Source organism: Vibrio sp. S457-15 (genome assembly GCF_000960545.1).
Lineage (GTDB): Bacteria > Pseudomonadota > Gammaproteobacteria > Enterobacterales > Vibrionaceae > Vibrio > Vibrio parahaemolyticus.
Map to the genome: position 1 here is coordinate 1 of NZ_JYOQ01000033.1, position 22,494 is coordinate 22,494.

20 protein-coding genes, 1 tRNA gene and 1 rRNA gene are annotated in these 22,494 nt (G+C 47.7%); 13 read left to right on the forward strand and 9 right to left on the reverse strand.

Going from position 1 to position 22,494, the window contains the following annotated elements; genetic code table 11:
• Positions 1-2: 2 nt before the first annotated feature.
• Together rrf and UF05_RS04900 are read left to right on the forward strand one after the other, a co-directional pair.
• Positions 3-118, forward strand: a 5S ribosomal RNA gene (gene rrf / locus UF05_RS04895).
• A 30-nt stretch (positions 119-148) separates the two neighbouring features.
• Positions 149-225 (forward strand) — tRNA-Asp (locus tag UF05_RS04900).
• A 783-nt stretch (positions 226-1,008) separates the two neighbouring features.
• On the opposite strand, the gene UF05_RS04910 is transcribed toward UF05_RS04900, so the two are convergent.
• Genes UF05_RS04910 through hemC form a run of 4 tightly spaced genes read right to left on the reverse strand, consistent with a single transcriptional unit; the run spans position 1,009 to position 5,088 of the window.
• A complete protein-coding gene (locus tag UF05_RS04910) occupies positions 1,009-2,190 on the reverse strand; it encodes a heme biosynthesis protein HemY (protein ID WP_045545919.1) in 1,182 nt (393 codons plus the stop codon).
• Complete coding sequence (locus tag UF05_RS04915) at positions 2,190-3,401, reverse strand: uroporphyrinogen-III C-methyltransferase (protein WP_005496369.1); 1,212 nt, start codon at positions 3,399-3,401, stop codon at positions 2,190-2,192. The genes UF05_RS04910 and UF05_RS04915 overlap by 1 nt, the downstream gene beginning before the upstream one ends.
• A gap of 17 nt (positions 3,402-3,418) precedes the next feature.
• Positions 3,419-4,147: a uroporphyrinogen-III synthase gene (locus UF05_RS04920; RefSeq protein WP_005496371.1), complete on the reverse strand. Its 729-nt coding sequence runs from the start codon at positions 4,145-4,147 to the stop codon at positions 3,419-3,421.
• A gap of 2 nt (positions 4,148-4,149) precedes the next feature.
• Positions 4,150-5,088 carry a hydroxymethylbilane synthase gene (gene hemC / locus UF05_RS04925; protein WP_045545918.1) on the reverse strand — a complete coding sequence of 313 codons (939 nt, stop codon included), beginning with the start codon at positions 5,086-5,088 and terminating at the stop codon, positions 4,150-4,152.
• A 347-nt stretch (positions 5,089-5,435) separates the two neighbouring features.
• Here hemC and UF05_RS04930 point away from each other — a divergent pair, with 347 nt between their 5' ends.
• Positions 5,436-7,964, forward strand: a complete 2,529-nt coding sequence (locus UF05_RS04930; RefSeq protein ID WP_045545917.1) for a class I adenylate cyclase — start codon at positions 5,436-5,438, stop codon at positions 7,962-7,964.
• A 68-nt stretch (positions 7,965-8,032) separates the two neighbouring features.
• Here the strand turns inward: UF05_RS04930 and cyaY are convergent, their stop codons facing one another.
• On the reverse strand, positions 8,033-8,347 hold the full coding sequence (gene cyaY, locus UF05_RS04935) for an iron donor protein CyaY (protein ID WP_005459084.1): 315 nt from the start codon (positions 8,345-8,347) through the stop codon (positions 8,033-8,035).
• 74 nt (positions 8,348-8,421) lie between these two features.
• Here cyaY and lptM point away from each other — a divergent pair, with 74 nt between their 5' ends.
• From lptM to UF05_RS04970, 7 genes are all read left to right on the forward strand, one after another.
• On the forward strand, positions 8,422-8,538 hold the full coding sequence (lptM, locus tag UF05_RS26805) for an LPS translocon maturation chaperone LptM (protein ID WP_005459128.1): 117 nt from the start codon (positions 8,422-8,424) through the stop codon (positions 8,536-8,538).
• 61 nt (positions 8,539-8,599) lie between these two features.
• Complete coding sequence (gene lysA / locus UF05_RS04945; protein ID WP_005459130.1) at positions 8,600-9,853, forward strand: diaminopimelate decarboxylase; 1,254 nt, start codon at positions 8,600-8,602, stop codon at positions 9,851-9,853.
• A 10-nt stretch (positions 9,854-9,863) separates the two neighbouring features.
• Positions 9,864-10,694 carry a diaminopimelate epimerase gene (gene dapF, locus UF05_RS04950; RefSeq protein ID WP_005459097.1) on the forward strand — a complete coding sequence of 277 codons (831 nt, stop codon included), beginning with the start codon at positions 9,864-9,866 and terminating at the stop codon, positions 10,692-10,694.
• On the forward strand, positions 10,688-11,425 hold the full coding sequence (locus UF05_RS04955) for a DUF484 family protein (RefSeq protein WP_197065566.1): 738 nt from the start codon (positions 10,688-10,690) through the stop codon (positions 11,423-11,425). The genes dapF and UF05_RS04955 overlap by 7 nt, the downstream gene beginning before the upstream one ends.
• On the forward strand, positions 11,391-12,323 hold the full coding sequence (gene xerC, locus UF05_RS04960) for a tyrosine recombinase XerC (protein WP_005459099.1): 933 nt from the start codon (positions 11,391-11,393) through the stop codon (positions 12,321-12,323). The genes UF05_RS04955 and xerC overlap by 35 nt, the downstream gene beginning before the upstream one ends.
• Positions 12,324-12,331: 8 nt before the next feature.
• The gene (gene yigB, locus UF05_RS04965) at positions 12,332-13,048 is read left to right on the forward strand and encodes a 5-amino-6-(5-phospho-D-ribitylamino)uracil phosphatase YigB (RefSeq protein ID WP_045545920.1); all 717 of its coding nucleotides are present in this window, start codon (positions 12,332-12,334) and stop codon (positions 13,046-13,048) included.
• Between the two features lie 139 nt (positions 13,049-13,187).
• Positions 13,188-15,674, forward strand: coding sequence for a bifunctional diguanylate cyclase/phosphodiesterase (locus UF05_RS04970; RefSeq protein ID WP_045545916.1), 2,487 nt, complete (start codon positions 13,188-13,190; stop codon positions 15,672-15,674).
• A gap of 72 nt (positions 15,675-15,746) precedes the next feature.
• Here UF05_RS04970 and UF05_RS04975 read toward each other — a convergent pair whose 3' ends face one another.
• Together UF05_RS04975 and UF05_RS04980 are read right to left on the reverse strand one after the other, a co-directional pair.
• Complete coding sequence (locus UF05_RS04975; RefSeq protein WP_020839833.1) at positions 15,747-16,361, reverse strand: tRNA-uridine aminocarboxypropyltransferase; 615 nt, start codon at positions 16,359-16,361, stop codon at positions 15,747-15,749.
• A complete protein-coding gene (locus tag UF05_RS04980) occupies positions 16,361-17,911 on the reverse strand; it encodes a COG3650 family protein (RefSeq protein ID WP_045545915.1) in 1,551 nt (516 codons plus the stop codon). Before UF05_RS04980 ends, UF05_RS04975 begins: the two co-directional genes overlap by 1 nt.
• Positions 17,912-17,958: 47 nt before the next feature.
• Here UF05_RS04980 and UF05_RS04985 point away from each other — a divergent pair, with 47 nt between their 5' ends.
• Entirely contained in the window at positions 17,959-18,429 is a 471-nt protein-coding gene (locus UF05_RS04985) for an EVE domain-containing protein (RefSeq protein ID WP_011106124.1), read from the forward strand.
• Between the two features lie 51 nt (positions 18,430-18,480).
• On the opposite strand, the gene UF05_RS04990 is transcribed toward UF05_RS04985, so the two are convergent.
• Together UF05_RS04990 and UF05_RS04995 are read right to left on the reverse strand one after the other, a co-directional pair.
• A complete protein-coding gene (locus UF05_RS04990) occupies positions 18,481-19,305 on the reverse strand; it encodes a Cof-type HAD-IIB family hydrolase (RefSeq protein ID WP_025607035.1) in 825 nt (274 codons plus the stop codon).
• A gap of 245 nt (positions 19,306-19,550) precedes the next feature.
• Positions 19,551-20,561, reverse strand: coding sequence for an alpha/beta fold hydrolase (locus UF05_RS04995; protein ID WP_045545914.1), 1,011 nt, complete (start codon positions 20,559-20,561; stop codon positions 19,551-19,553).
• Positions 20,562-20,626: 65 nt separating this feature from the next.
• Between UF05_RS04995 and rhtB the strand changes: the two genes are divergently transcribed.
• The gene (gene rhtB / locus UF05_RS05000) at positions 20,627-21,244 is read left to right on the forward strand and encodes a homoserine/homoserine lactone efflux protein (RefSeq protein WP_005459098.1); all 618 of its coding nucleotides are present in this window, start codon (positions 20,627-20,629) and stop codon (positions 21,242-21,244) included.
• 24 nt (positions 21,245-21,268) lie between these two features.
• Positions 21,269-22,492, forward strand: a complete 1,224-nt coding sequence (locus UF05_RS05005; RefSeq protein WP_005459079.1) for an EAL and HDOD domain-containing protein — start codon at positions 21,269-21,271, stop codon at positions 22,490-22,492.
• Positions 22,493-22,494: the final 2 nt, after the last annotated feature.

A 22,494-nucleotide genomic window follows, 5' to 3' on the forward strand; every position in this document is an offset into this window, starting at 1 on the left:
TGCTTGGCGACCATAGCGTTTTGGACCCACCTGACTCCATTCCGAACTCAGAAGTGAAACGAAATAGCGCCGATGGTAGTGTGGGGCTTCCCCATGTGAGAGTAGGACATCGCCAGGCTTTTAATTTAGACTTAGGTCTAACCAGTGCGGAGCGGTAGTTCAGTTGGTTAGAATACCGGCCTGTCACGCCGGGGGTCGCGGGTTCGAGTCCCGTCCGCTCCGCCACTTATTTGAAAGCCCTGCTAGAAATAGCAGGGCTTTTGTCGTTTTAGGCTGTCATTTTCCCTTCCAAGAGAAGTCATACCAACCTTGAAAATTAACTGGTTAGGTCTATCCATTTTTACGAATGCATTTTGGTGACTCTTTTTGAGCTATCCAAAAACCGATTCCATGCATCACAGACTTTGGAGATGATACTGTCGTAATCAGTAAAAGATTGGTGGATAAATCGCGTTGCTTCAACCAACTCCAGACTTGTTCGATAGAGTATAGCTCTAGAGAATAGGACGGAAGTTTGATGATACTGACATTTTTAAAGTCATTGGCTTTTCTTGTCGTCCTTCCTGCCCTTCTTCAAGAAAGGTTTGAACCTACTTATTGACACTGGTTCGGCTTACCTTGAGAAACCTGGCAATTTGTGTGCGTGAGTGTCCATTTTTGAAATGAGCAAGGGCCAGTGGTCTCATTTTCATCTGAATGGATTTTTGCTGACTTGCGAGTTTTTTAAAGTCGATATTATTGAGGCTGTCCATAGCGAATCAGTTCTGTTGTTGGACAGCCTCAATTGGATCATGTTTTTACTTAGATTGGTATTACTTGTCTGTTGAGTGGTGCTCATTGGCGCGGGTGGAGAAAAGCCAAAAAACGATAAGGGTCAAACGGTAGCGAGTGGTTTAAGAGAGGGGGGCTGGGTTTCTAGTTAATTTAATACGTGTTGATGGTTATGGATAAATGGTAGGCAATAAAAAAGCCGACAGTAAACTGTCGGCTTGATAATGTTGTTACTGGTTAGTCGTGCTGAACCAGCATCAGAGCTTTACGAGAGACTTCATGAGCTGCTTTGGTTAGATTTTGCTTCTCTAGTGTGTCTGCTAGGAAAGCATAGTCAGATACGTCTGAGCGAAGTTTTAGAGCTATTTCAAAGTGCTCCTGAGCTTGTTGCCATTTCTCTTGACGGAAGTAGAAGTGTGCTAGAGCGCTGTGTGCCGCTGCGTTGTCAGCTTCTTTCTTTACTACGCCTTCTAGGAAGACTACTACAGGATGGATATCTGGTAGGTTTAAGTCTGGCAGTAGTCGGTAAAGTTCTGGTTCAGGCTGCTTTTTCAGTGCTTCTTTTAGTACGGTAAAGGCTTCGGTATCGGCTTTACGAGCAATAAGCTCACGTGCAAAACAAGCAATAAGATGCGTGTCTTGCTTCACTTTACGAGCCAGACTGTTCCAATGAGAAATTAGCCCTTCGCTACCTTGTTGTTGCGCGACTTCATGCAGTAAACCACATTGTGCTTTCTGAATCAGTTCTGCTTGCTCTTCTTCCGTTACTAGCTTTGCTTTCGCCAGTTGTGGCATTAGGTCAATCAATGGCTGCCACAATGTAAGCTGCATGTAAGTTGTTTTGAGTAAGTTCAAGACAATCGAGTTATTTGGGTATTGGCCTTTTAGCGATTGCAGGGTATCGAAAGCGGCTTCGAACTCATTATCACGAATAAATTGCTTGGCTCGAGTCAGTTCGACAGCGAGATGAGCATTCTCCTGTTGGCTAGCTAATGCAAGATAATGATCGCGTCTTGCTTTATCACCTTGACCTTGGGCTGCTTCAGAAGCAACGAGGTAGCAAAGTAGTGGCATATCGTGGTGATTTGCCCAACGAGTGACTTTCTTTTCAGCACCTTTCCAATCACCTTCAAGGAGCTTGATAATGCCTTCATTGGTGTAGCGACGAGAACGACGCATTTTACGTACGCTGAAGTAGTTCCAAGTGCTTGAGCTTGCGTAAACCAACTTTTTAATCAGGTATTCAAGGAGGAAAAGACCAGCTAGCGCAGCGATAACGAAGATCATCAAAGTGGTTACGCTCATTTCGATGGTCTTGTTTGCTATTGAGATCAGTACATATCCTTGTTGACCAGAAAACTGAGTACCGGCAAATAGACCTGCACCTAGAACGACAAATAGGAAAATAAGGCGAATCATTATTTATCCCCCGTACCTGTCATTGTTGTGACTTCACGACGTAGTCGCTCACGAATCACATCCGATAGCTGAGATTGGCTTTCCAGTTTTGCAGGGTACTCAACTTGAATATTTTGTTGGCTTAATTGGTTGAGTGCTTTGTTGAATTCTTTCACCGCATTGTCGTCTTGATTGAAGAAAGCCATCGCCCACTTGTCAGCTGTCGTTAACGAAGTGGTGTAGATTTCGCCTTGCTCTTGGTAAACCGCTTTGATTGCTGTTTCCAGTTTGGCCTTGATGTTTTCTTTTAAATAGAAATGCTGCTCTGGAGACAATAATGGGATGACGTTGCCATCGCGAGTACGGAAAGTAATAAAGTTCTCAGAGAAGTCTTTCAGAGAGGTCATCAAATTATCTTGCCAGTTTGAAATGTCTTCTGATACTTCATGTTGAGCAACGACTTGGGCTTCCGGCAGTAGTGCATTTGCTAGAGGCAACTTATCTACTTGCTGCTGTAGAGCGGTTAAACGCAGAACAAGACCGTCACGGTCAATCAATGGGACAGTGCGCAGTTTGGTAATGTCGTTTGCCATCGCTTTACGCAGTTTAACTAAGCTTGGATCGTTTAGCGCGGCAATACGTTGGTCTGCGCTTTCCATTAGTTGAGTTGCGCTTTCTACGTCATGCTCTAAGAACAGTTTACGACCAGCCAACTTCACAAGGTAATCCGCTTCTGCCAATAGCCAGTCGTTTGGACGTCGGCCTTTCACATCTGCGACGGCGAGTTGTAAACTTTCAATGCTCTTTTGTTGTTGACCAAGCACCACTTCTGCTTTGTGCGTTACTGTGGTCGCTTTCTCGATGGTTTCTTCTTTAACTTGGTTTAGCTCTTGCTTCATCGAAGCTTGCGCTTTTTCTAGTTGGTTTTGTAGCTGAGCGATTTGGGTTTGGTAATCGGCTTGTTGCTCATGAAGTTTATAAGCGAGACCGCCACCGAAGATGATTGAAAGAATGATCGCTACGGTGCCGAGCTTGACGCCACGTTTGCCTTGCTTCTCTTCAAATTCAACCTTTGTTGGCTCTGCTGGTTTTGCAGGCTCAACCGGTTTAGAGGCTTCCTTTTTAGATTCAGCATCCTTTTTCGGTGCGTCTTTTTCAGCTAGCGGTGCCGATGAGGTTTCTTCGGAAAGGTTTTTATCGTTATTTTTTTGGTCGTTATTTTTACTTGTCATGCCTATATCCTGTGTAGCTAGGGCTGGAGAGCAGCCAGTAATTCTTGGTTGGATGCGCTTCCTGTGCACCTCACCCGAGTGAACCCCCTTTGAATTGCAATGTCAGCGATGCGCTGGCTGGGGATATACAACTCTTGTTGATTAAGCCAAGTCAATTGCTCTGACGTCAATTGGCTGCACAAATAATCCAGTTGTTCACCACTGGTGACGACGATCTGGTCAATTTGTAGGGTTTTCCATAGTGAGACACAGCTTACTGGATCGAATGGGATGAATTCTCTCTTGTAAGTCTCACTATAGTGAACTTTTGCTCCGCGTCTCACCAATGCATCTTTGATCAGTTCTCTTCCTCCGTTACCACGAAGGATAAGAACCTGCTGCTGTTCTACATTCTGTAACGCTGGAAGTCGCAATAAGTGTTCACTATCACTGACTTCGGGATAGTGTACTTTCTGTTGGGTGCATTTGCTTAAATAGTGTGCTGTTTTTTGACCAACGGCAAGGTATACCGCTTGTTTCGGCCATGATGCGCCATTGCTGGTTAGGATTTGCTGGGCGCATTGCACGGCGTGTCGGCTAACGGCGATAACTATTTGAGCTTGATGGAGATGAGTCGTGAGGTGCGTGTCCGTGAGATCGGCAACAATGTCGATCAGCGGATGGTGGTGTGCGGAAATGCCGTGCCTTTCGAGCAGAGAGCAAAGCGCGCTGCCTTGCTCTCCCGGCCGAGTGACCAACACTGCCATGATTAATCGTGGTCTGCGTACAGCTTGGTTAGAATGTCGCGGGCACCGTTATCAAGTAGCTCGTTAGCCAACTGGATACCGAGCGCTTCTCCATCTTTACGGTGACCACGCACTTCGCCACGCACAATTTCGCTGCCATCTGGTTCTCCGACGAGCGCGCGAAGCCAAATTTCATCACCTTTAAGTAGCGCGTAGCTACCGATAGGCACCTGACAGCCACCTTCAAGAGTTAGGTTCATGGCACGTTCGCACAACACGCGATCGGCGGTGTCTTTATGGTTGAGTGGCTCCAGAAGTTTGAGTAAGCGTTCGTCGTCTGCGCGGCATTCAATACCGACTGCGCCTTGGCCAACCGCTGGCAGTGATTGTTCTGGTTCGATAAAGCTGCGAATTCGGTCTTCCAATTTCAAGCGCTTTAGACCTGCGGCTGCAAGAATGATAGCGTCGTACTCACCCGCATCCAGTTTGCCAAGTCGAGTCCCCACGTTGCCACGCAGTTCTTTGATAATGATGTCTGGGCGGTATTCTTTCAGTTGGCATTGGCGACGCAAACTGCAAGTACCGACGACCGCACCTTGAGGGAGTTCATCAATGTTGCTATAGGTATTAGAAACGAAGGCGTCGCGAGGGTCTTCGCGCTCGCAAATGGTCACGAGGCCAAGGCCTTCAGGGAAGTCGACAGGTACGTCTTTCATTGAGTGCACGGCTAGATCGGCGCGGCCTTCAAGCATGGCAACTTCAAGTTCTTTAACGAACAAGCCTTTGCCACCAACTTTAGCCAGCGGTGTATCCAAAATCACGTCACCTTTGGTCACCATGGTTACCAACTCGACTTCCAAGCCAGGATGAGCGGCTTGAAGAGCGTCTTTAACAAAATGAGCTTGCCATAGTGCAAGTGGGCTTTTTCGAGTTGCAATGCGAATTGGTGTGGATTGGGTCATGATCTTCTCAATGCTGTTTGGATTTGGCTTTATCCTACCATTCTCATAAAGAAATGCTTACTGTTAGTTAGTTATCTCGTGGGGCTAAGGAAGGATTTACATAAGGTTGTGAAAATAGTGTGACTGGATTCTCAATTAGACTAAGGACTATTATTAGTTAGAGGCGATTACAAGCGACACTACCGCGTCTTCATTTTTGTGACTAAAGTATGGTTTTACGTCCGGTGCGAATTACGGGTGGAAAACTTTACCAACTCCAATGAAAGTGTTAAATTGATCACGTTTTTAGGCCGTTTTGGTTTAAAACATCAGCAGATGTCCGTGATTGTTCAACCAAGGAATTACCCTTGCAGGCTTACACCTATACCATCATTCAGCGATTAGACAATTTGAACCAGCAGCGTATCGATCGCGCGCTGGCGCTTATGGATTCGCAAAGCCAGCAAGTTTTCCACTTGATTCCTGCCTTACTGAACTACAATCACCCAGTCATTCCGGGCTACTACGACGCTGACGTTCCATTCGGCGTACACGGGCTTGAACTCAATCCTATCCAACAGCAATTCATCGACGACATACAACTCGCCATTGGCCAGCCACTCAAGACGGCAGAAAAGCCAGCGATCTTGGGCTTATATACCATGGGTAGTACGTCATCGATTGGTCAAAGCACTTCCAGCGATTTAGACATTTGGGTATGTATTTCGCCAGAGATGGATTGCGACGAACGTGAACTGCTCACCAACAAATGTTTGCTGATCACCGATTGGGCGCAAAGCCAAGGGGTGGAAGCGAACTTCTTCTTGATGGACGAAGAGCGTTTTAGAAGTAACCATTCTGAAGAGATGACGGGTGACAACTGCGGTTCCTCACAGCACTTGCTTTTGCTTGATGAGTTCTATCGCAGTGCGGTGCGTATCGCTGGTCAGCGCTTGTTATGGCAAATTGTGCCACCAGAAATGGAAGAGTGTTACGACGAGTACGTTTCTCAATTGTGCAGCGATGGCTACATCGACTGTAGCGAGTGGATCGATTTTGGTAAGTTGAACCGCATTCCTGCCGAAGAATACTTTGGTTCGAACTTGTGGCAACTGTACAAAAGTATCGATTCGCCATACAAATCGGTATTAAAAGCCATTCTGCTAGAAGCTTACTCGTGGGAATACCCGCACACACAACTGTTAAGTATTGATACCAAGCGTCGATTCTTTGCCCATGAGCCAGATCTCTATGGCATGGACGCATACTACTTAATGTTGGAAAAAGTTACGCGCTATTTAGAACGAATCCAAGACGATACACGTTTGGATTTGGTGCGTCGTTGTTTCTATCTCAAAACCCATGAAAAGCTATCGCGTGAACCCGATGTCGGTTCGGTGGCTTGGCGTCGTGAAGCGCTGAGCGACATGATTGCGAAATGGAATTGGGATTCCAGCGTGGTTGCCGAGCTCGATGACCGCCGCAACTGGAAAGTTGAACAGGTGAAAGTCGTGCATCATGCGTTGCTTGATGCGTTGATGCAGAGCTACCGTAACTTGATTCAGTTTGCGCGTCGCAACGACATCACATCCGCGATCAGCCCGCAAGACATCAGCATTCTTGCGCGTAAGTTGTACGCTGCGTTTGAAGTGTTGCCGGGCAAAGTGACGTTGCTGAACCCACAAATTTCCCCTGATTTACATGAACCAGATTTAAGCTTCATCGAAGTTAAAGAAGGTGGGGTGAACAAGTCGGGTTGGTATCTCTACAAGCAACCATTGATCGCACATCGCATTCTTGGTCAGCCATGTCTTGAGCATCACGAGTACTTGAGCAAACTGGTCTCGTGGGCTTTCTTTAATGGCCTCATCACTGAATCTACGCGTTTGCATGCCGTGGTGCGTGAAGCACAGCTAGATATCGATAAGTTCTACCAAATGGTGAGTGACTTACGAAATACCTTTGCACTGCGTAAACGTCGTCCGACGATGCAAGCGTTAGCGAGCCCGTGTGAAATCAGCCAGTTGGCGATGTTCATCAACTTCGAAAATGACCCTACGTCAGAGCTGTCCGGGCGTTCACTGAAGGTGGATGTGAAAAACACCGATATCTTCAGCTTTGGCCCTGAGCATAAGAACTTAGTCGGCAGTGTCGATTTGGTTTACCGCAACTCCTGGCATGAAGTGCGTACACTGCATTTCAAAGGCGAAACGGCGATGTTGGATGCGCTAAAAACCATTTTGGGCAAAATGCACCAAGATGCGTTGCCACCAGAATCGGTTGATGTGTTCTGCTACGCGAAAAACATGCGTGGAGTGATGCGTAATATGGTGTATCAGCTTCTTGCGGAATGCATCGACTTGCGTTTGAAGCCGGTGGAGCAAGAAAAACGCCGCCGCTTTAAAGCGATGCGTCTTGGTAACCAAACCTACGGATTGTTCTTTGAACGCCGTGGTGTGTCGGTGCAGAAGTTAGAAAACTCCATCGATTTCTACCGCAGCATTTCTACCAATAAGCTAAAAGGCTCGCCGCTGTTAATGCTTGACCGTGAGCAAGAATACCAATTACCAGAAGCGGTGGATGGTTTTGCAAGTGAAGGTTTGGTGCAATTCTTCTTTGAAGATAACGAAGACGGTTTCAACATCTATGTATTGGATGAGTCGAACCAAGTGGAAGTGTATCACCAGTTCAGTGGCTCAAAAGATGAGATGATCGCCTCGGTCAACAGCTTCTACACTTCGGTTAAAGACGACAGCCGCGTGGCGTCTAAGTTTATTAACTTCAACTTACCGCAGTACTATCAGATCATTCACCCTGAAGAGGGTAACGCTTACATCATTCCTTATCGCAATGATGGGTGCTCACCGCACCGTCCTACTAAAGCGGTAAACGCGTAACGCAACCATATCCATAAACAAAAAGAGCACCGAGGTGCTCTTTTTGTTTTGGTGTTCATTGAGAGGATTTACGCCCAATCAATCTCTTCGCCAGCGTGTTTTTCACACTCTTGCTTCACCATTTCAAACAGTTCCATACCCGTTTTTGAGCAGGTCCATTTGTCTTCCACTAACTTGAAGTGGAAACCACCCGATTTTGAGGCCAACCAAATCTCATGCATTGGCTCTTGGCGGTTGATTATGATCTGGCTGCGGTCTTCAAACTCTAATGTCATTACGTTGCCAGACACCTCGTAATCAATGTCTGCGCCTGAATCATCGATGGATTCTTCGATGATTTGCATCTGCGCATCCACCAGTTGATGAAATTCAGTATCGTTCATCCGTCTATCCTATTGCTTTTCCTGAGTGTGGTGCGATTATAGGGGGCATTGATTCAATAATCACGATATGCCAAATGAAAAAATTAGTAACTGTGTTGTTTGTGATGGCTGCCGCGATGCTGGCAGGGTGTGGCCAATCTGGCTCGCTGTACATCCCAGATGACGCACAACAAAACGAGCAATCACAATAAATAACCGCACCTTAGGGTGAAATTAGGGTTCAGCAGTCGAATTAAATAAGGGAAGCGAATTTTGGATTACTTCAACTATCAGGATGATGGCCAACTTTGGGCCGAAGACGTCCCACTTCAAGCTCTTGCCGAGCAATATGGCACTCCTCTTTACGTATATTCTCGAGCCACGCTAGAGCGCCACTGGAAGGCGTTTGATAGTGCTGTGGGTCAACATCCTCATCTTGTGTGCTACGCAGTAAAAGCCAACTCAAACTTGGGCGTACTGAACGCGCTGGCTCGTTTGGGTTCGGGTTTTGATATCGTATCTGGTGGTGAACTAGAGCGTGTGATTGCTGCGGGCGGTGATGCGAAGAAAGTCGTGTTTTCTGGGGTGGGTAAAACGCCAGCAGAAATGAAGCGCGCACTAGAGCTTGGCATCAAGTGCTTCAACGTTGAATCTGAGCCGGAACTCGAACGCTTGAATAAAGTGGCGGGCGAGCTTGGTGTGATTGCGCCTATTTCGCTACGTATTAACCCAGATGTTGACGCGAAAACTCACCCTTATATTTCGACTGGTCTTCGTGACAACAAATTTGGCATTGCGTTTGACCGCGCGCCAGAAGTGTATCAATTCGCCCAGAGCCTACCTAATCTGAATGTGCAAGGTATCGACTGCCATATTGGTTCTCAGTTAACGAGCATTGACCCATTTATTGATGCAACCGACCGTTTGCTGGCTTTGATTGATGACTTGAAAGCACAAGGCATCAACATTCGTCACCTCGACGTTGGTGGTGGCTTAGGCGTGGTATATCGTGATGAATTACCGCCTCAGCCGTCTGATTACGCGAAAGCGTTGTTGGGGCGCCTTGAAAATCATCAAGACCTAGAACTGATTTTTGAACCAGGCCGTGCGATTGCAGCAAACGCCGGTATTTTGCTCACCCGTGTGGAGTTCCTAAAACACACTGAGCATAAAAACTTTGCCATCATTGATGCGGCGATGAATGACTTGATGCGTCCAGCACTGTACCAAGCTTGGCAAGATATTGTGCCTGTTTCCCCTCGCAATGGTGAGCCACAAACTTACGATTTGGTTGGCCCGATTTGTGAAACTGGTGACTTCTTGGGTAAAGATCGCGCGCTCGTTTTGCAAGAAGGTGATCTACTCGCGGTTCGCTCAGCAGGTGCCTATGGTTTTGTGATGTCTTCGAACTACAATACTCGTACCCGAGCGGCAGAAGTAATGGTGGATGGTAATCAAAGCCACCTTGTTCGCCAGCGTGAAGAGCTGACCAGTTTGTGGCAGCTGGAACAGATTCTACCGGAGTAACACACAACAAATGCATTTCCACTTTTCCAAAATGCACGGTTTGGGCAACGACTTCATGGTCGTCGACTGCATTACCCAGAACGTGTTTTTCTCGCAAGACTTGATCCGTCGTTTGGCGGATCGTCACACTGGCGTCGGTTTTGACCAATTGCTTGTGGTAGAAGCACCTTATGATCCTGAAACCGACTTCCACTATCGCATTTTTAATGCCGATGGCAGTGAAGTGGAGCAATGCGGCAACGGCGCGCGCTGTTTCGCGCGTTTTGTTCGTTTGAAAGGGTTGACCAATAAATACAGCATCAGCGTGAGCACCAAGAAAGGTAAGATGATTCTTGATGTGGAAGACGACGGTGAAGTGACGGTCAACATGGGTGTGCCAGAGTTTGAACCGAACAAAATTCCGTTCAAAGCGAAGCAGAAAGAAAAAACCTACATCATGCGCGCGGGTGACAAGACGCTGTTTTGTGGCGCTGTCAGCATGGGTAACCCGCATGTGGTGACAGTAGTGGATGACGTGGATACCGCAGATGTGGACACTCTAGGTCCGCTGCTTGAATCACACGAACGCTTCCCTGAACGTGTGAACGCTGGCTTTATGCAAGTGGTGAGTCGTGACCACATTCGTCTTCGAGTTTACGAGCGCGGCGCAGGTGAAACACAAGCTTGTGGTAGCGGTGCATGTGGCGCGGTGGCTGTGGGTATTTTGCAAGGACTTTTGGATGAGAGTGTGAAAGTATCGCTACCTGGTGGTGAGCTGCATATTTCTTGGCAAGGCCCGGGCAAACCACTCTTTATGACCGGCCCTGCTACTCACGTATTTGATGGTCAACTGTCGTGCTAGTCAAAGAAAAAGGAAACGGAAACGGTTTGTCTCAAGTTGAAGCTGACGCATTAACGGCAGAAGTGGTGGCTGAATACCTAAAAGATCACCCTGATTTTTTTGTTGAGCGCCCTGAGCTGGTGGATCGTCTGTCTTTTCCACATTCGGATTTAGGTACGGTTTCGTTGGTGCATATTCAAATGAATCGCCAGCGTCAGCGTATTGAAGAGCTTGAAGAAGAGATCACCACGTTAATGTCGCTTGCGGCAAACAACGATCGTACCTTCTACGAGTTCATGGATTTGCAGGGCTCGATTCTAAAGTGCGGTGACTTCAAGCAAGTTATTAGCGCGATAGAGCTAAAAGCCAAAGATCTCGGACTGCGTGCGTATGTTCGCTTGTTTAGCCAATGTGATGCATCGACGCAACTTAGCAAAGAACATTACCAGCGTTTTGCGACCAACCACCTCAATGGCAAAGAGGCTTATTTGGGCCGCTTGCGTAAAGTGGATCGTGAAGCGTTGTTTGGCAATATGGATGTGCCAGAAATGGGTTCCTATGTGGTACTGCCGCTGGTGAAGAAGCAGACGCTTGGCGTGCTTGCGTTTTCTAGCGAAGATGGCGGTCATTTCCAACCAGATATGGATACCTTGTTTTTGCGTCACCTATCCTTAGTAGTGGCACATCTTGCTCAAACATTGGTATGGCAAAGTTACGATGACGACAACACCCAACACTCCTCTGCCAAATAGTCTTCAAAAGCCTCTTGAACGCTTCTACGAATTCTTGCGAAGCGAAAAGGGGCTCAGCTTGCACACTCAACGCAATTACAAGCAACAGTTGGAAACCATGGCGCAGCATCTTGCCGAAATGGGATTGAAAGATTGGTCTCAAGTTGATGCTGGCTGGGTTCGACAACTTGCGGGTAAAGGCATGCGAGAAGGCATGAAGGCCAGCAGCTTAGCTACGCGCTTGTCTTCGCTGCGTAGCTTTTTCGATTTCTTGATTTTGCGTGGTGAGATGTCAGCCAACCCAGCCAAAGGGGTGTCTGCACCTCGTAAAAAGCGCCCGCTGCCAAAAAACCTCGATGTGGATGAAGTGAATCAACTGCTCGAAGTGAATGAAGATGACCCATTGGCGATCCGCGATCGCGCAATGATGGAGCTGATGTACGGTGCCGGCCTGCGTTTAGCCGAGTTGGTCAGTGTGGATGTGCGAGATGTGCAGCTGCGCAGTGGTGAGCTTCGTGTTATCGGTAAAGGTGACAAAGAGCGTAAAGTGCCTTTTTCGGGGATGGCAACGGAATGGGTTGGTAAGTGGCTGCGCGTTCGTGGTGACTTAGCAGCGCCAGGTGAACCTGCATTGTTTGTGTCTAAACTCGGAACCCGTATTTCGCACCGCAGCGTGCAAAAACGCATGGCCGAGTGGGGGCAAAAACAGTCTGTAGCCAGCCACATTAGCCCACATAAATTGCGTCACTCATTTGCCACGCACATGCTGGAGTCGAGCAACAACTTACGTGCGGTGCAAGAGCTTTTAGGTCACGAGAACATATCGACGACCCAAATCTACACACACTTGGATTTCCAGCATCTAGCGCAAGCGTATGACCAAGCCCACCCACGCGCCCGCAAAAAGAACGGGGAGTGAGCCAAAGCATGAAATTTTACCGCCGTATCGAGCCGATTAAGGCCATGACATTCGATCTAGATGACACGCTGTATGACAACCATCCAGTGATTGTCCGTATGGAGCGCGAGTTACTGACCTGGTTGCAACAAACGCATCCTGCAGTGGCGCACATGGAAAAGGCCGATTGGTTGCAGGTAAAAAAACAGGTGCTCCAGCAAAGTCCTGATCTCAAAAGCGATGTGACGCTTTGGCGACTAGTGCAGTTAAAGCATGCTTTTCTATCCGTTGGCTACGATGAAGCGCAAGCTCAAGTTGCAGCGGAAGAGGGCGTGCAACTGGCGTTGGAATGGCGCAGTCAGTTTGACGTGCCGCAGCAAAGTCTCGATGTATTGGCGGAGTTGGGAGAACGCATTCCTCTGGTGGCGATCACCAATGGTAACGTCGACTTAGATAAAATCGGTTTGACGCCATACTTCCAATGCGTATTAAAAGCGGGCCCTGACGGTCTCGCCAAGCCTGCTGCTGATTTGTTTGTCAAAGCGCAGCAGTTCCTCGATTTACCTGCCGAAAACATTTTGCATGTTGGTGACCACCTCACGACGGATGTACATGGTGCAAAGTTAGCGGGTTTTGCCGCATGCTGGTTTAATGATATGAATAAAAATGTCATTAGTCATTCAAGAACACGTACGTTACCTGACATTGAAATCAATAGTTTGCAGCCGTTACTCACACTTTTTTAATTGCTTTCGCATTAATCCATTCTAAAGTCATTTTGTGCCTAGAAAAGCATCAAAAAGAAACGTAAATTACTAAGCCTAAAGTAAAAATAACGACGCCACTCATCGTGGTGAAAATAGTGTTACGGCAGTAGTAGGGTACATGCGAGCTTTTTCCAAACGGGTCCACGATGTAAGTCAGCTTAATGACTTTTTAGTCACTTCTCAGTTGCACCCAGATAAACAGTATTTGGTGCAAATTTTGTCTACGCAATCGCGAGAATGTGCGGCTGCGCTCGCCAAAGCGGTTTTGTCGATGTTGCCCAATGCTCATGTCATCGGTCACAGTACTCGCAATGTAATTTTGGATGGCGACATTTTTACCTCTGGCTGCCTCATCAACCTGATTGAGTTTGACCAAACCAAGCTAACGTCTGCCGTCCAAGCGTATTCTTTCTCTCCCGATATAGACGGTGGCGAGCTCAAACGTTCGCTGCAGTTACAAAGCAACTCTCAAGTCATCATCAGTTTTGCCGTGCAAATCGAACGTCGTGATTATCCTTTGTATCAAACTTTTGCGACCGAAAACGTGCGAGTGTCTGGTGGATTAGCGCAGACCATAGAAGACGGCTGTTGGGTGCTCTATCAAAACCAGACATACGACAACGCCGTAGTGGCAGTGGCTTTGCACAGTGATACTTTGAAAACTTGGACAGACGCGTATTCCGAGTGGAACCCAATCGGCATGCCGCACAAAGTGACGCATGCGAAAGGCACGCGCTTGTATTGCTTAGGAGAGCGTAAAGCCCTCGATGTTTATAAGCATTATCTTGCCGACGGTCACGACGTGACGATTAACCAATTACTCAGTTTCCCGTTGTATCGAGAAACGTTGGGGCGCAAGGAAGTTTGTACCGTCACAGAACTTCACGCCGATGGAAGCATGAGTTTCGATAGGCCGTGGTGCCTCGGTGATGAGGTTCAGTTTTGCTATAACCATCCTTCTCTGACGTTAGAACAAGTGCGTCATGGGGTGGTTGAACTTGCCATGCATCAGCCTGAAGTAGTGATGATTTACAACTGTGCCTCGCGGTTGGATTTTATTGATAGCAGCGATGAAGTGCAGGCGTTTATGGATATTGCCGCGACCTTTGGCAGCTACTGTATGGGTGAAATACATGGTGACATTGGCCAGCCAGAAATTCTTCACCACAGTTTGACGTACCTTGCGATGCGCGAAGGAGAAGAAGTGCAATCGCTGAATTTGCCTAAACCGCAAGTGAGTGCTTCGATTTCACCGCTGTTTAGCTTAATACGTAATGCGATTGGTGATTTGAACCATATGAACGCTCACATGGGCTATCAACTTGATCGTCAAACTCGCAAGCTACAAGAAAGCTACCGTCGCGACAGTCGCACGGGGCTGCAAAATCGCGTGGCGCTGCAAGAGCGCTTAAGTTACATCGATAGTGACGAGCATTTGTTAACGCTTAAGCTACTCAATTTCAGCCATATCAACGAAAAGTACGGGTATCGAGTCGGAGACCAGCTGCTCAAAGATCTGTCGATGCATTTTACCAATCGATTGAGAAAGCGCTTAGGCATGCCAGCGGCGCTGCAACTGTACAGCATTGGTGTAGGTGAGTGGGCTTTTGTGTTTAAGGCTGAACAAAGCAGCGAGACGATAAAACAGCACTTTACTCGTTTTGCTGATGCGGTTGAGCAAACTAACTTTGAGCCGCTCGGCCTGCGCGAAATTGATTACCTGTCTATTTCCTTGTGTGGTGGCTTGGTTAGCCGTCGTGATTTTCCATCGGCTTCTCCTGATGAGCTCTTATTAAAAGGCATAGAAGCGCGTCGTTCTGGCGTTCGCAGCAACACACATATTTGCAACGCTAAAGACATCGAAGTCAGTGAAGATGTACGTAAAGAGCAACTAGGGTGGTTGAGTTGCGTCAGCCGCGCGATTCTCAAGCAGAACATCATTACGTATAGCCAACCGATTGTGCACGCTTACAGTCATCTTCCTGCCAGCCAAGAATGTCTGGTGCGGATTTTAGAAGAAGATGGAACAGTGATTGCGCCGGGGCGATTTTTACCGATCATCTCAGACACGCATTTGTACACCAGATTGAGTCGTCACATGATCCGCTCGACGCTGCATTACATGCGAGATAAGAAAGGAGATTTCTCGATTAACCTGTCTCCGCAAGATTTGTTGAGCGACAAAACGTTGATGTTGCTGGAGCATGAAATCAGCCAGTTGAATGACCCGACGCGGATAGGGCTGGAAGTACTGGAGTCTGAACAGATTAAAGATTACGGTCGTATGATAGAAGTGTGCAGCCATTTCAGAAAACTGGGTGCGCGCATTATCGTGGACGATTTTGGTTCTGGATACTCCAATATTGATGAGATCTTAAAGTTAGAGCCGGAAGTGATAAAGCTGGATGGCAGCTTGATTAGAGACATCGATAAGGATTTAAAGCAGCGCAAAATAGCTTCTCAGTTGGTGCGTTTGTGCCAGGTGTTTAATGCAGAAACGGTCGCAGAGTTTGTGCACAATCGAGAGGTGTGCAAAATCGCGCAGGATATGGGCGTCGATTATCTGCAAGGCTACTACTTAGGTGAACCTACGCGTCTGTTTTAGTCGTGTTTCACGTGAAACAATGCCAATAAAAAAACGCAGCCTTGGCTGCGTTTTTTGTTTCGTCGATTGGGTTTATTCGAGAGAGCGTGGTGACGGCTTGAGAGCATGGCCACTTTTCTCAGCTTGGAACAGCGCAAGGTAGTGAGCAAAGAACGTATGCATTTGCTGTTGGTTATCTTGTTCACCAAGTTGACCTAATAAGTGGGCAGCAACCTCAAAGGTGCACAAGTTGCCTTGTTGCTGATTACGTCGCAGTTGATATTGAGAATCGGCGAGTACGGAAAGTCCCATGGTAGGGATACCTTCTAACCAGCGACTCTTATTGATCATCTTGCGTGCTTCTTGCCAAGTGGCATCCAAAATAATGTACAGCGGCATTTTGGCTTGTTGCTGGCTTTGCATTTCCACATGTTCGAGTGTGACGCTTTCTTCACTTGGGAATAGAATTACCGGGTACAGCGAAGGATCAGCCAAGCGAGTGAGCAACTCTGCTGGTGGTTGTTTGCGATCCCAGATTGCTTGCTCGACGTTGAGTTGGCAATGCTGTAACAGCTGGCCCGTATTGGTGTCACGAGTTAGCTCATTTGGGTGCATCAATAGCAGTATTTCGTGCTTGCTGGTGAGTTTCGGCACCAGCGAGCAAATACAGTTGAACTGAAAGCCGCAATGGGGGCACGGTTGTGACATTACAGTCGAACCCCTTCACGCACAGGGCTAATACCATCCGAGAACAGACGAACACCACTGATTTGTCCTGGTGTGGCTGTTGGTGCCATGCTCGGGTTCAGAGGGTAGCTTACGCCAGTGTATTGCATGACATGTTTTGCTGGTGTTGCGCCGCCGCCACTAACATCGAAAATCAGGTCGCGCCAACCGTGCGACGTTTGTTGGCCGAGCATCATTGGGCTTCTTACCAGTGTAATTCGACTGTTGAAGCGCCATTCTTTTTCATGGTTTTCGAACACCAAGAGCGTACAACCGCCTGAGCCGCACCAATCCAATTGAACCAGCAGTTCTTCATTACCATCACTATTGAGATCGTACGTTAGCCAGCGGTATTGGTTATTGCTTGGGTCGGTTTGATGGATGAAGAAGTAGTTACGTACCGCAGCATCGACTTTGGAATCGAAATCGGCACTGGATGGGATGTCAGCACTGCCGATAGGTTGGTCTGCACGCTTCGCCGCCGGTTGTTGAACGCCTGCGTCACGAGCGGTTGCTGGGTAAAGCACTAAGCCACCATCGGCGATCGGGTACACCATGCTGCCCACTTTTTCCTTGGTGGCTTTGAGTTGGTTACCTTCGCGCGTAAAGAGTCGCTCAGACATCAAACGTTGTTGCTGGTGGTGGGTCATCACAACTTGAACTTGCGACGGGCTCAACTGTTGCCAGAAACCGCGTTCCACTAATGGGTCTTGACCGTTTGAGTAGCTGTATTTCGTCGTGGCGCTGTGGTCAGGGTTTAAGGTCATTTGCACCTCAAAACCTTGTGATTGCGTTGAGGTGGCTACATAGGTATTTGCCCAGCCAAGCGTTGCATCAACGTTCGCTGCCATGCCACACCCTTGGTAAGTGTTTCCATCGTGTTTGAGAGTTGCTTTCCAGCCATATAAAGAGTCGCTCATGGTGTCTGAACAGAGGTTTTCCGTCATGCGCAGTTCGCCATCATCAAGCCTATAAGTGCGTTGGCGTGGCTGCAGTTGACTGCTTTTAATAGACAGCATTTCGGTGGTTTTACCCATTTGTTGGAACTTAAGCGCATTGGCTTCAAAACTGGCTGCCCAAGACGGCTCGTTGCCAAATACACGCGTTGGTTTTTGCGGTTGGCTGCAACGATTTGGGTTTTCGGTAGTGAGGAAGTTCACTTGCTCAACCACAAAGTTGGCGTCGAAATCCGCAGAGAAACCATCAATGCCCGGAGGATTAAGATGACCGATGACTTCGCCATACATGGTTTGGTAGGGTTCGTTGCCGAGCTTAATGGCGCGTTGAATTTGTTGTGGTGACAGTTGCAACCAATATTGTTTGTCGCTGCCGCAAGGCATGATGTATTGGCTTTCATGGCCGATGATTACTTTGCCGCGCAACATAAAAGTTTGAGGTTGAATAGTTTCAGGCTTATCTAATGATGCTGGTGGAGAGGTTGGTGTTTCCGCGCCAGATTGTGGCGGTTGCGAACTACATGCTTGCAGAACCAGCAGAGTGGCGAGTGCCACTGGGTTTTTCAAAGCCTTCATGTTATATCTTCCTCATTATTGTTACTCAATCGGCATCGGATGGCATTATGGCATATTGGTTATTTAAAACAGAACCAGATACCTTTTCTATTGACACGCTTAGAACCCAAAAGGTTTCATGTTGGGAGGGAGTTCGTAATTATCAGGCGCGCAATATGATGCGTGACCAAGTAAAGGTGGGCGATTTCGTCCTGATTTACCACTCTTCCTGTAAAAATGTTGGCGTGGCGGGGATTGCCAAAGTCGTGCGAGAAGCCTATCCCGACCATTTTCAGTTCGACCCAGAAAGTGATTATTACGACCCAAAATCGGACCCAGATAACCCTCGTTGGATCATGGTCGATATTGAGTTTGTGCGTAAAACCGCGCGGGTGATCCCTCTGTCGGTCATGAAAGCGATGCCTGAACTTGAGAACATGCCGCTGGTGAAACGCGGAAATCGTCTTTCGATCATGCCTGTGACCGAAGATGAGTGGGAAGCGATTCTTGGCAAAGAGAAGTTACCAAGCCAGAGATAAAAAAAGGGCTGCAAATTGCAGCCCTTCGTGATTTTGTTGTTAACCCAAGGGTTAGAGCAGGTGATCTTGCAGGTAATGCGCCACGGCATCGTCTGCGTTGCTGCCAATCACTTCATTGTTTGGCAGCGCTTTCATCACTTTCTCGTGCGATGTGCCCATTACTAAGCCTTTGCCTGCCATTGATAGCATTTCGACATCATTCATGCCGTCGCCAAATGCAATGCAGTTTTCGAGCGCTAAACCCAGAGTTTCTGCGACTGCTTGTAGCGCGTGGCCTTTCGAAACGCCCGCACTCATTACTTCTAAGCACCAAGGAGTAGAAAACGCGATATTCAATTTATCGCCAAACTGTTCACGCAGTTTGTTTTCAAACACCACCAAACGTTCATGATCTTGCGCTGGATGGGTGAAGAAAATTTTCGCAATGCCGTCGGTTGGCGCTTGGTCTTCATCGAATAAGACGTATGTGAATTCGTCATGGAAATCACGCAGTGTTTCGTCGTCTTTGTTCATCAGCCAACTGTCGTTTTGATACATGTGGATAAGTATCTCGTGATCATGTTTGATCGTGTCGATCACGCCTTGAACCAAATCCGCAGGTACGTTTTCACTGTACATCAGTTGATCGTTTTGGTCATGAACACGCGCACCGTTTGAGGTGATCATGTAAGCCGGAATGCCCACTTGGCGACGAATGCTTGCAACGTCTACGTGGTGGCGACCCGTTGCAAAGACAAAGGTGTAACCCTTTTCATGCAGCGCTTTTAGCGTCTCTTTTGAGTAAGCACTTAGCTGATGGTTTGGTGCCAGTAACGTGCCATCCAGATCTGAGGCAACGATTTTAGTGATCTCTTTGCAAGGTAGCGATGTGCTCATGAAGCCCTCGTAAACGGTTTGGATAGAGTGGAACAGGTTGATTGCAAACGGAGTACAGTAGACTGACTAGATCATACTGCTCCGAATGCGGGGGAACTTAATGCTGCCTGCTTTCCTCGTTAAACGTGCGAGGTGGGCGAAACAGACGCAAGCAGTGTACGCCAAAATAAGGATGAAAAAGAGGGTAAATCGTTTGAGAGACATTTCCTCTTTAATCATTGCGGTGAAGTGGTCGCCTACAACTCTTATTGCATTTTTTCGTCTGACGACGAAGTAGGGTCATCCATAAAGCGGAAGATCGCATCGAGCGCTTGATTGCGGTACTGGTCTGTTTCGAACAAGATTTCATGCTGTGCGCCTTCAATAGAAAGCAATGCCGCATGAGGATTGGTTTTACGCAGCTTCTCGATAAAGCGTTTTTGCGCGAGATTGCTGACGATACGATCATTGCCGGCTTGAACCAGTAGCACAGGCACTTTTACTTGGCGAGTTAACAAAAAGCACTGTTTCGCTGCCATGAGTCCTTGCCATACCCAGCGCGTGCTTGGTCCGCCGACTTGCAGTTCCGGTTTTTCTGTATAGAGATTGCGAAACCACTGGTAGCGGCCTGCGCTTTGGCTGAGAGGATTGTCCTCAAAAGGCTTGGGAAAGTACGGCTTGTGGCCCGGCGCATAACGCGGCAGTGGTGACACGGCAGAAAGAATTTGCGTCACTGGGATAGCGATAGGTGATAAGTACCACGGCAAGTTAATGCCAAACATGGGTGCGCTTAAAATCAAACCAGTGAATGGGTGCTCTGGGTGGGTTTGCAGGTAGCGCGTCGCGATGGCACCGCCCATGGAGTGCGCGATGATAAAGCACTGCTGATATTGTTTAAGGTCGTGTTGTTTGATCACCACGTCCATATCATCAATATAGTCAGTAAAGTCATAGACGTGACCCATATCAGAGTCAGATAATAGGCGATCTGATAAACCTTGTCCTCGGTGGTCAAAGGAATACACATCGTAACCTTGGCGGTAGAGATCGTAAAACAGCTCTTGGTACTTCCAGGAAGATTCGATGCGGCCATTGACGATCAGCACGGCTTTTTTGTGTTCAGGGTGGGTGAGTTTGCACCAGTAGATTTTCTTTTTCTCTGTCCCTTTAACAAAGCCCTCTTGGCGAGTTTGCCAAAGTGCTGCGATCGGACCACCAATTGTTTGCTCAAATAAAGTCTCTTGAGTATAAGTCAAAGGTGAATGGTTAGTAGCCATTAGTCGATTACCTGAAGATACATTGTAGACGCGATGTATCATCGAAGAATTAGTGAGGAAATGCAATGGATACCCACGTTTGGTTGGCCTATGTGGTAACTGCAATCGTTTTTAGTTTGGCTCCGGGTTCTGGCACGGTTAACTCAATCAGCAATGGCTTGAGTTACGGTACGCGTAAATCGCTTGGCGCGATTGTTGGTCTGCAAATCGGACTCGCGATTCACATCGCCTTGGTTGGCGCTGGCATCGGTGCGCTGGTGGCGCAATCGGCAACTGCGTTTACTATCATTAAATGGGTAGGTGCGGCTTACCTTGTATGGTTGGGTATTCAGAAATGGCGTGATACTTCCGGCTTGATTGCCAATGAGAGTCACAAAGAGATGTCAGGTAGCGCATTATTGTATAAAGCCGTTTTAATTAACCTGACTAACCCTAAATCGATCGTCTTTTTGGTGGCGTTGTTCCCACAGTTTATCGACCCTGCAAAAGACCAACTGACGCAATTGTTGGCGCTAGGGGTGACGACAGTGGTAATTGATGCGTGCGTAATGTTGGGTTACACCACGTTAGCGGCGCAGATGGGACGCTTTATCCGTTCAGACAAGATCATGGGTAAAATTAACAAAGTATTCGGTTCAATGTTTATGGGTTGTGGCGCATTATTAGCGGCTGCAAAATCCTAAGCCATTTATAGGTAGTTCTATCGCATGAATACAACGTATGTCGCTCGTCAGCCGATTTTTAACCGTAAAAGACAGACGCTGGGTTATGAATTGTTATTTAGAGATGGAGAAAGCAACGCCTATCCCGCTCATATCGAATCAAACCGAGCGACATACCGATTAATCGTCGAGAACTTTCTATCACTGGGTACTAACCCAGTGATTGCGTCTTCGCGATGCTTCATCAACTTTCCTCATCAGAGCTTGGTACGCCGTTTGCCTCGCAGCTTGCCAAAAAACAAAATCGTCGTAGAAGTCTTAGAGACTTGCCAACCTACCGATGATCTTCTCGATGCAATTCGCGAGTTATATCGAGAAGGTTATTTGATCGCGCTGGATGATTTCACCTTAACGCCGGAGTGGCGTCGCTTCTTACCTTATGTGCACATCGTTAAACTCGATATCATGGCGATGGGGCTAGAAAAAGCGTGTGAACTGGTTAAAACCCACCTCGCCAAGCGCGTCAAATATCACTTTTTAGCGGAACGCGTCGAAACCGCAGAAGAGTTTGAGCAAGCCAAAGCGGCGGGCTTTAAATTCTTTCAAGGCTACTTTTTTAGCAAGCCATTGGTGTCACAAACCAAATACGTCAGTCCGGAGCAGGTGTTAGCGTTACAACTGTTTCGGGAAGTCTGCGCGCCAGAGCCGGATTTTGACCGCATTGAAAGCATCATTACGCAAGATGTGGCCTTGTCGTACAAGTTACTGCGTTTTGTGAATACCCAGATCACCACATTAGAGGTGGAAATCAGCTCGTTCCGTCAGGCGCTGATTTACCTTGGTCAAGACAAGCTGAAGCAATTTGTCTCTTTGGTGGTGGCGTCTTACATCTCAAGCAACAAACCGCGTGAGTTGTACAACCTCTCTTTGCAACGTGCCCAGTTCTGTGAGCTGATGTCGCGTTACCAACCTTTTTCTCATCTTAATGAGCAAGGCTTTATGGTCGGCTTATTGTCGATCTTAGATGCCATGCTCGACTTATCGATCGAAGCCTTGGTGAAGCAACTGCCGTTGAGTGATTCTGTGCAGCAAGCGTTACTGCATCGCAAGGGTGAATACGGCGTGCTGATCTCGCTAGAAGAATGCTACGAGCGAGCTGATTGGCATGGCGTCGAAAAGCTCTCGGGTCAGTTGGGTTTGTCATTCGATGAAGTCAAAGCCTCGTTAAGTGAAGCGGTTCGCTGGAGCCAAAGCGTCGTCACGGTCTAATT

Bases quoted from the DNA above. Each gene is read 5' to 3' on its own strand.
- UF05_RS04910 (WP_045545919.1), bottom strand. From the start codon at position 2,190: ATGATTCGCCTTATTTTCCTATTTGTCGTTCTAGGTGCAGGTCTATTT.
- UF05_RS04915 (WP_005496369.1), bottom strand. From the start codon at position 3,401: ATGACAAGTAAAAATAACGACCAAAAAAATAACGATAAAAACCTTTCC.
- UF05_RS04920 (WP_005496371.1), bottom strand. From the start codon at position 4,147: ATGGCAGTGTTGGTCACTCGGCCGGGAGAGCAAGGCAGCGCGCTTTGC.
- hemC (WP_045545918.1), bottom strand. From the start codon at position 5,088: ATGACCCAATCCACACCAATTCGCATTGCAACTCGAAAAAGCCCACTT.
- cyaY (WP_005459084.1), bottom strand. From the start codon at position 8,347: ATGAACGATACTGAATTTCATCAACTGGTGGATGCGCAGATGCAAATC.
- lptM (WP_005459128.1), top strand. From the start codon at position 8,422: ATGAAAAAATTAGTAACTGTGTTGTTTGTGATGGCTGCCGCGATGCTG.
- dapF (WP_005459097.1), top strand. From the start codon at position 9,864: ATGCATTTCCACTTTTCCAAAATGCACGGTTTGGGCAACGACTTCATG.
- xerC (WP_005459099.1), top strand. From the start codon at position 11,391: ATGACGACAACACCCAACACTCCTCTGCCAAATAGTCTTCAAAAGCCT.
- yigB (WP_045545920.1), top strand. From the start codon at position 12,332: ATGAAATTTTACCGCCGTATCGAGCCGATTAAGGCCATGACATTCGAT.
- UF05_RS04970 (WP_045545916.1), top strand. From the start codon at position 13,188: ATGCGAGCTTTTTCCAAACGGGTCCACGATGTAAGTCAGCTTAATGAC.
- UF05_RS04975 (WP_020839833.1), bottom strand. From the start codon at position 16,361: ATGTCACAACCGTGCCCCCATTGCGGCTTTCAGTTCAACTGTATTTGC.
- UF05_RS04980 (WP_045545915.1), bottom strand. From the start codon at position 17,911: ATGAAGGCTTTGAAAAACCCAGTGGCACTCGCCACTCTGCTGGTTCTG.
- UF05_RS04985 (WP_011106124.1), top strand. From the start codon at position 17,959: ATGGCATATTGGTTATTTAAAACAGAACCAGATACCTTTTCTATTGAC.
- UF05_RS04990 (WP_025607035.1), bottom strand. From the start codon at position 19,305: ATGAGCACATCGCTACCTTGCAAAGAGATCACTAAAATCGTTGCCTCA.
- UF05_RS04995 (WP_045545914.1), bottom strand. From the start codon at position 20,561: ATGGCTACTAACCATTCACCTTTGACTTATACTCAAGAGACTTTATTT.
- rhtB (WP_005459098.1), top strand. From the start codon at position 20,627: ATGGATACCCACGTTTGGTTGGCCTATGTGGTAACTGCAATCGTTTTT.
- UF05_RS05005 (WP_005459079.1), top strand. From the start codon at position 21,269: ATGAATACAACGTATGTCGCTCGTCAGCCGATTTTTAACCGTAAAAGA.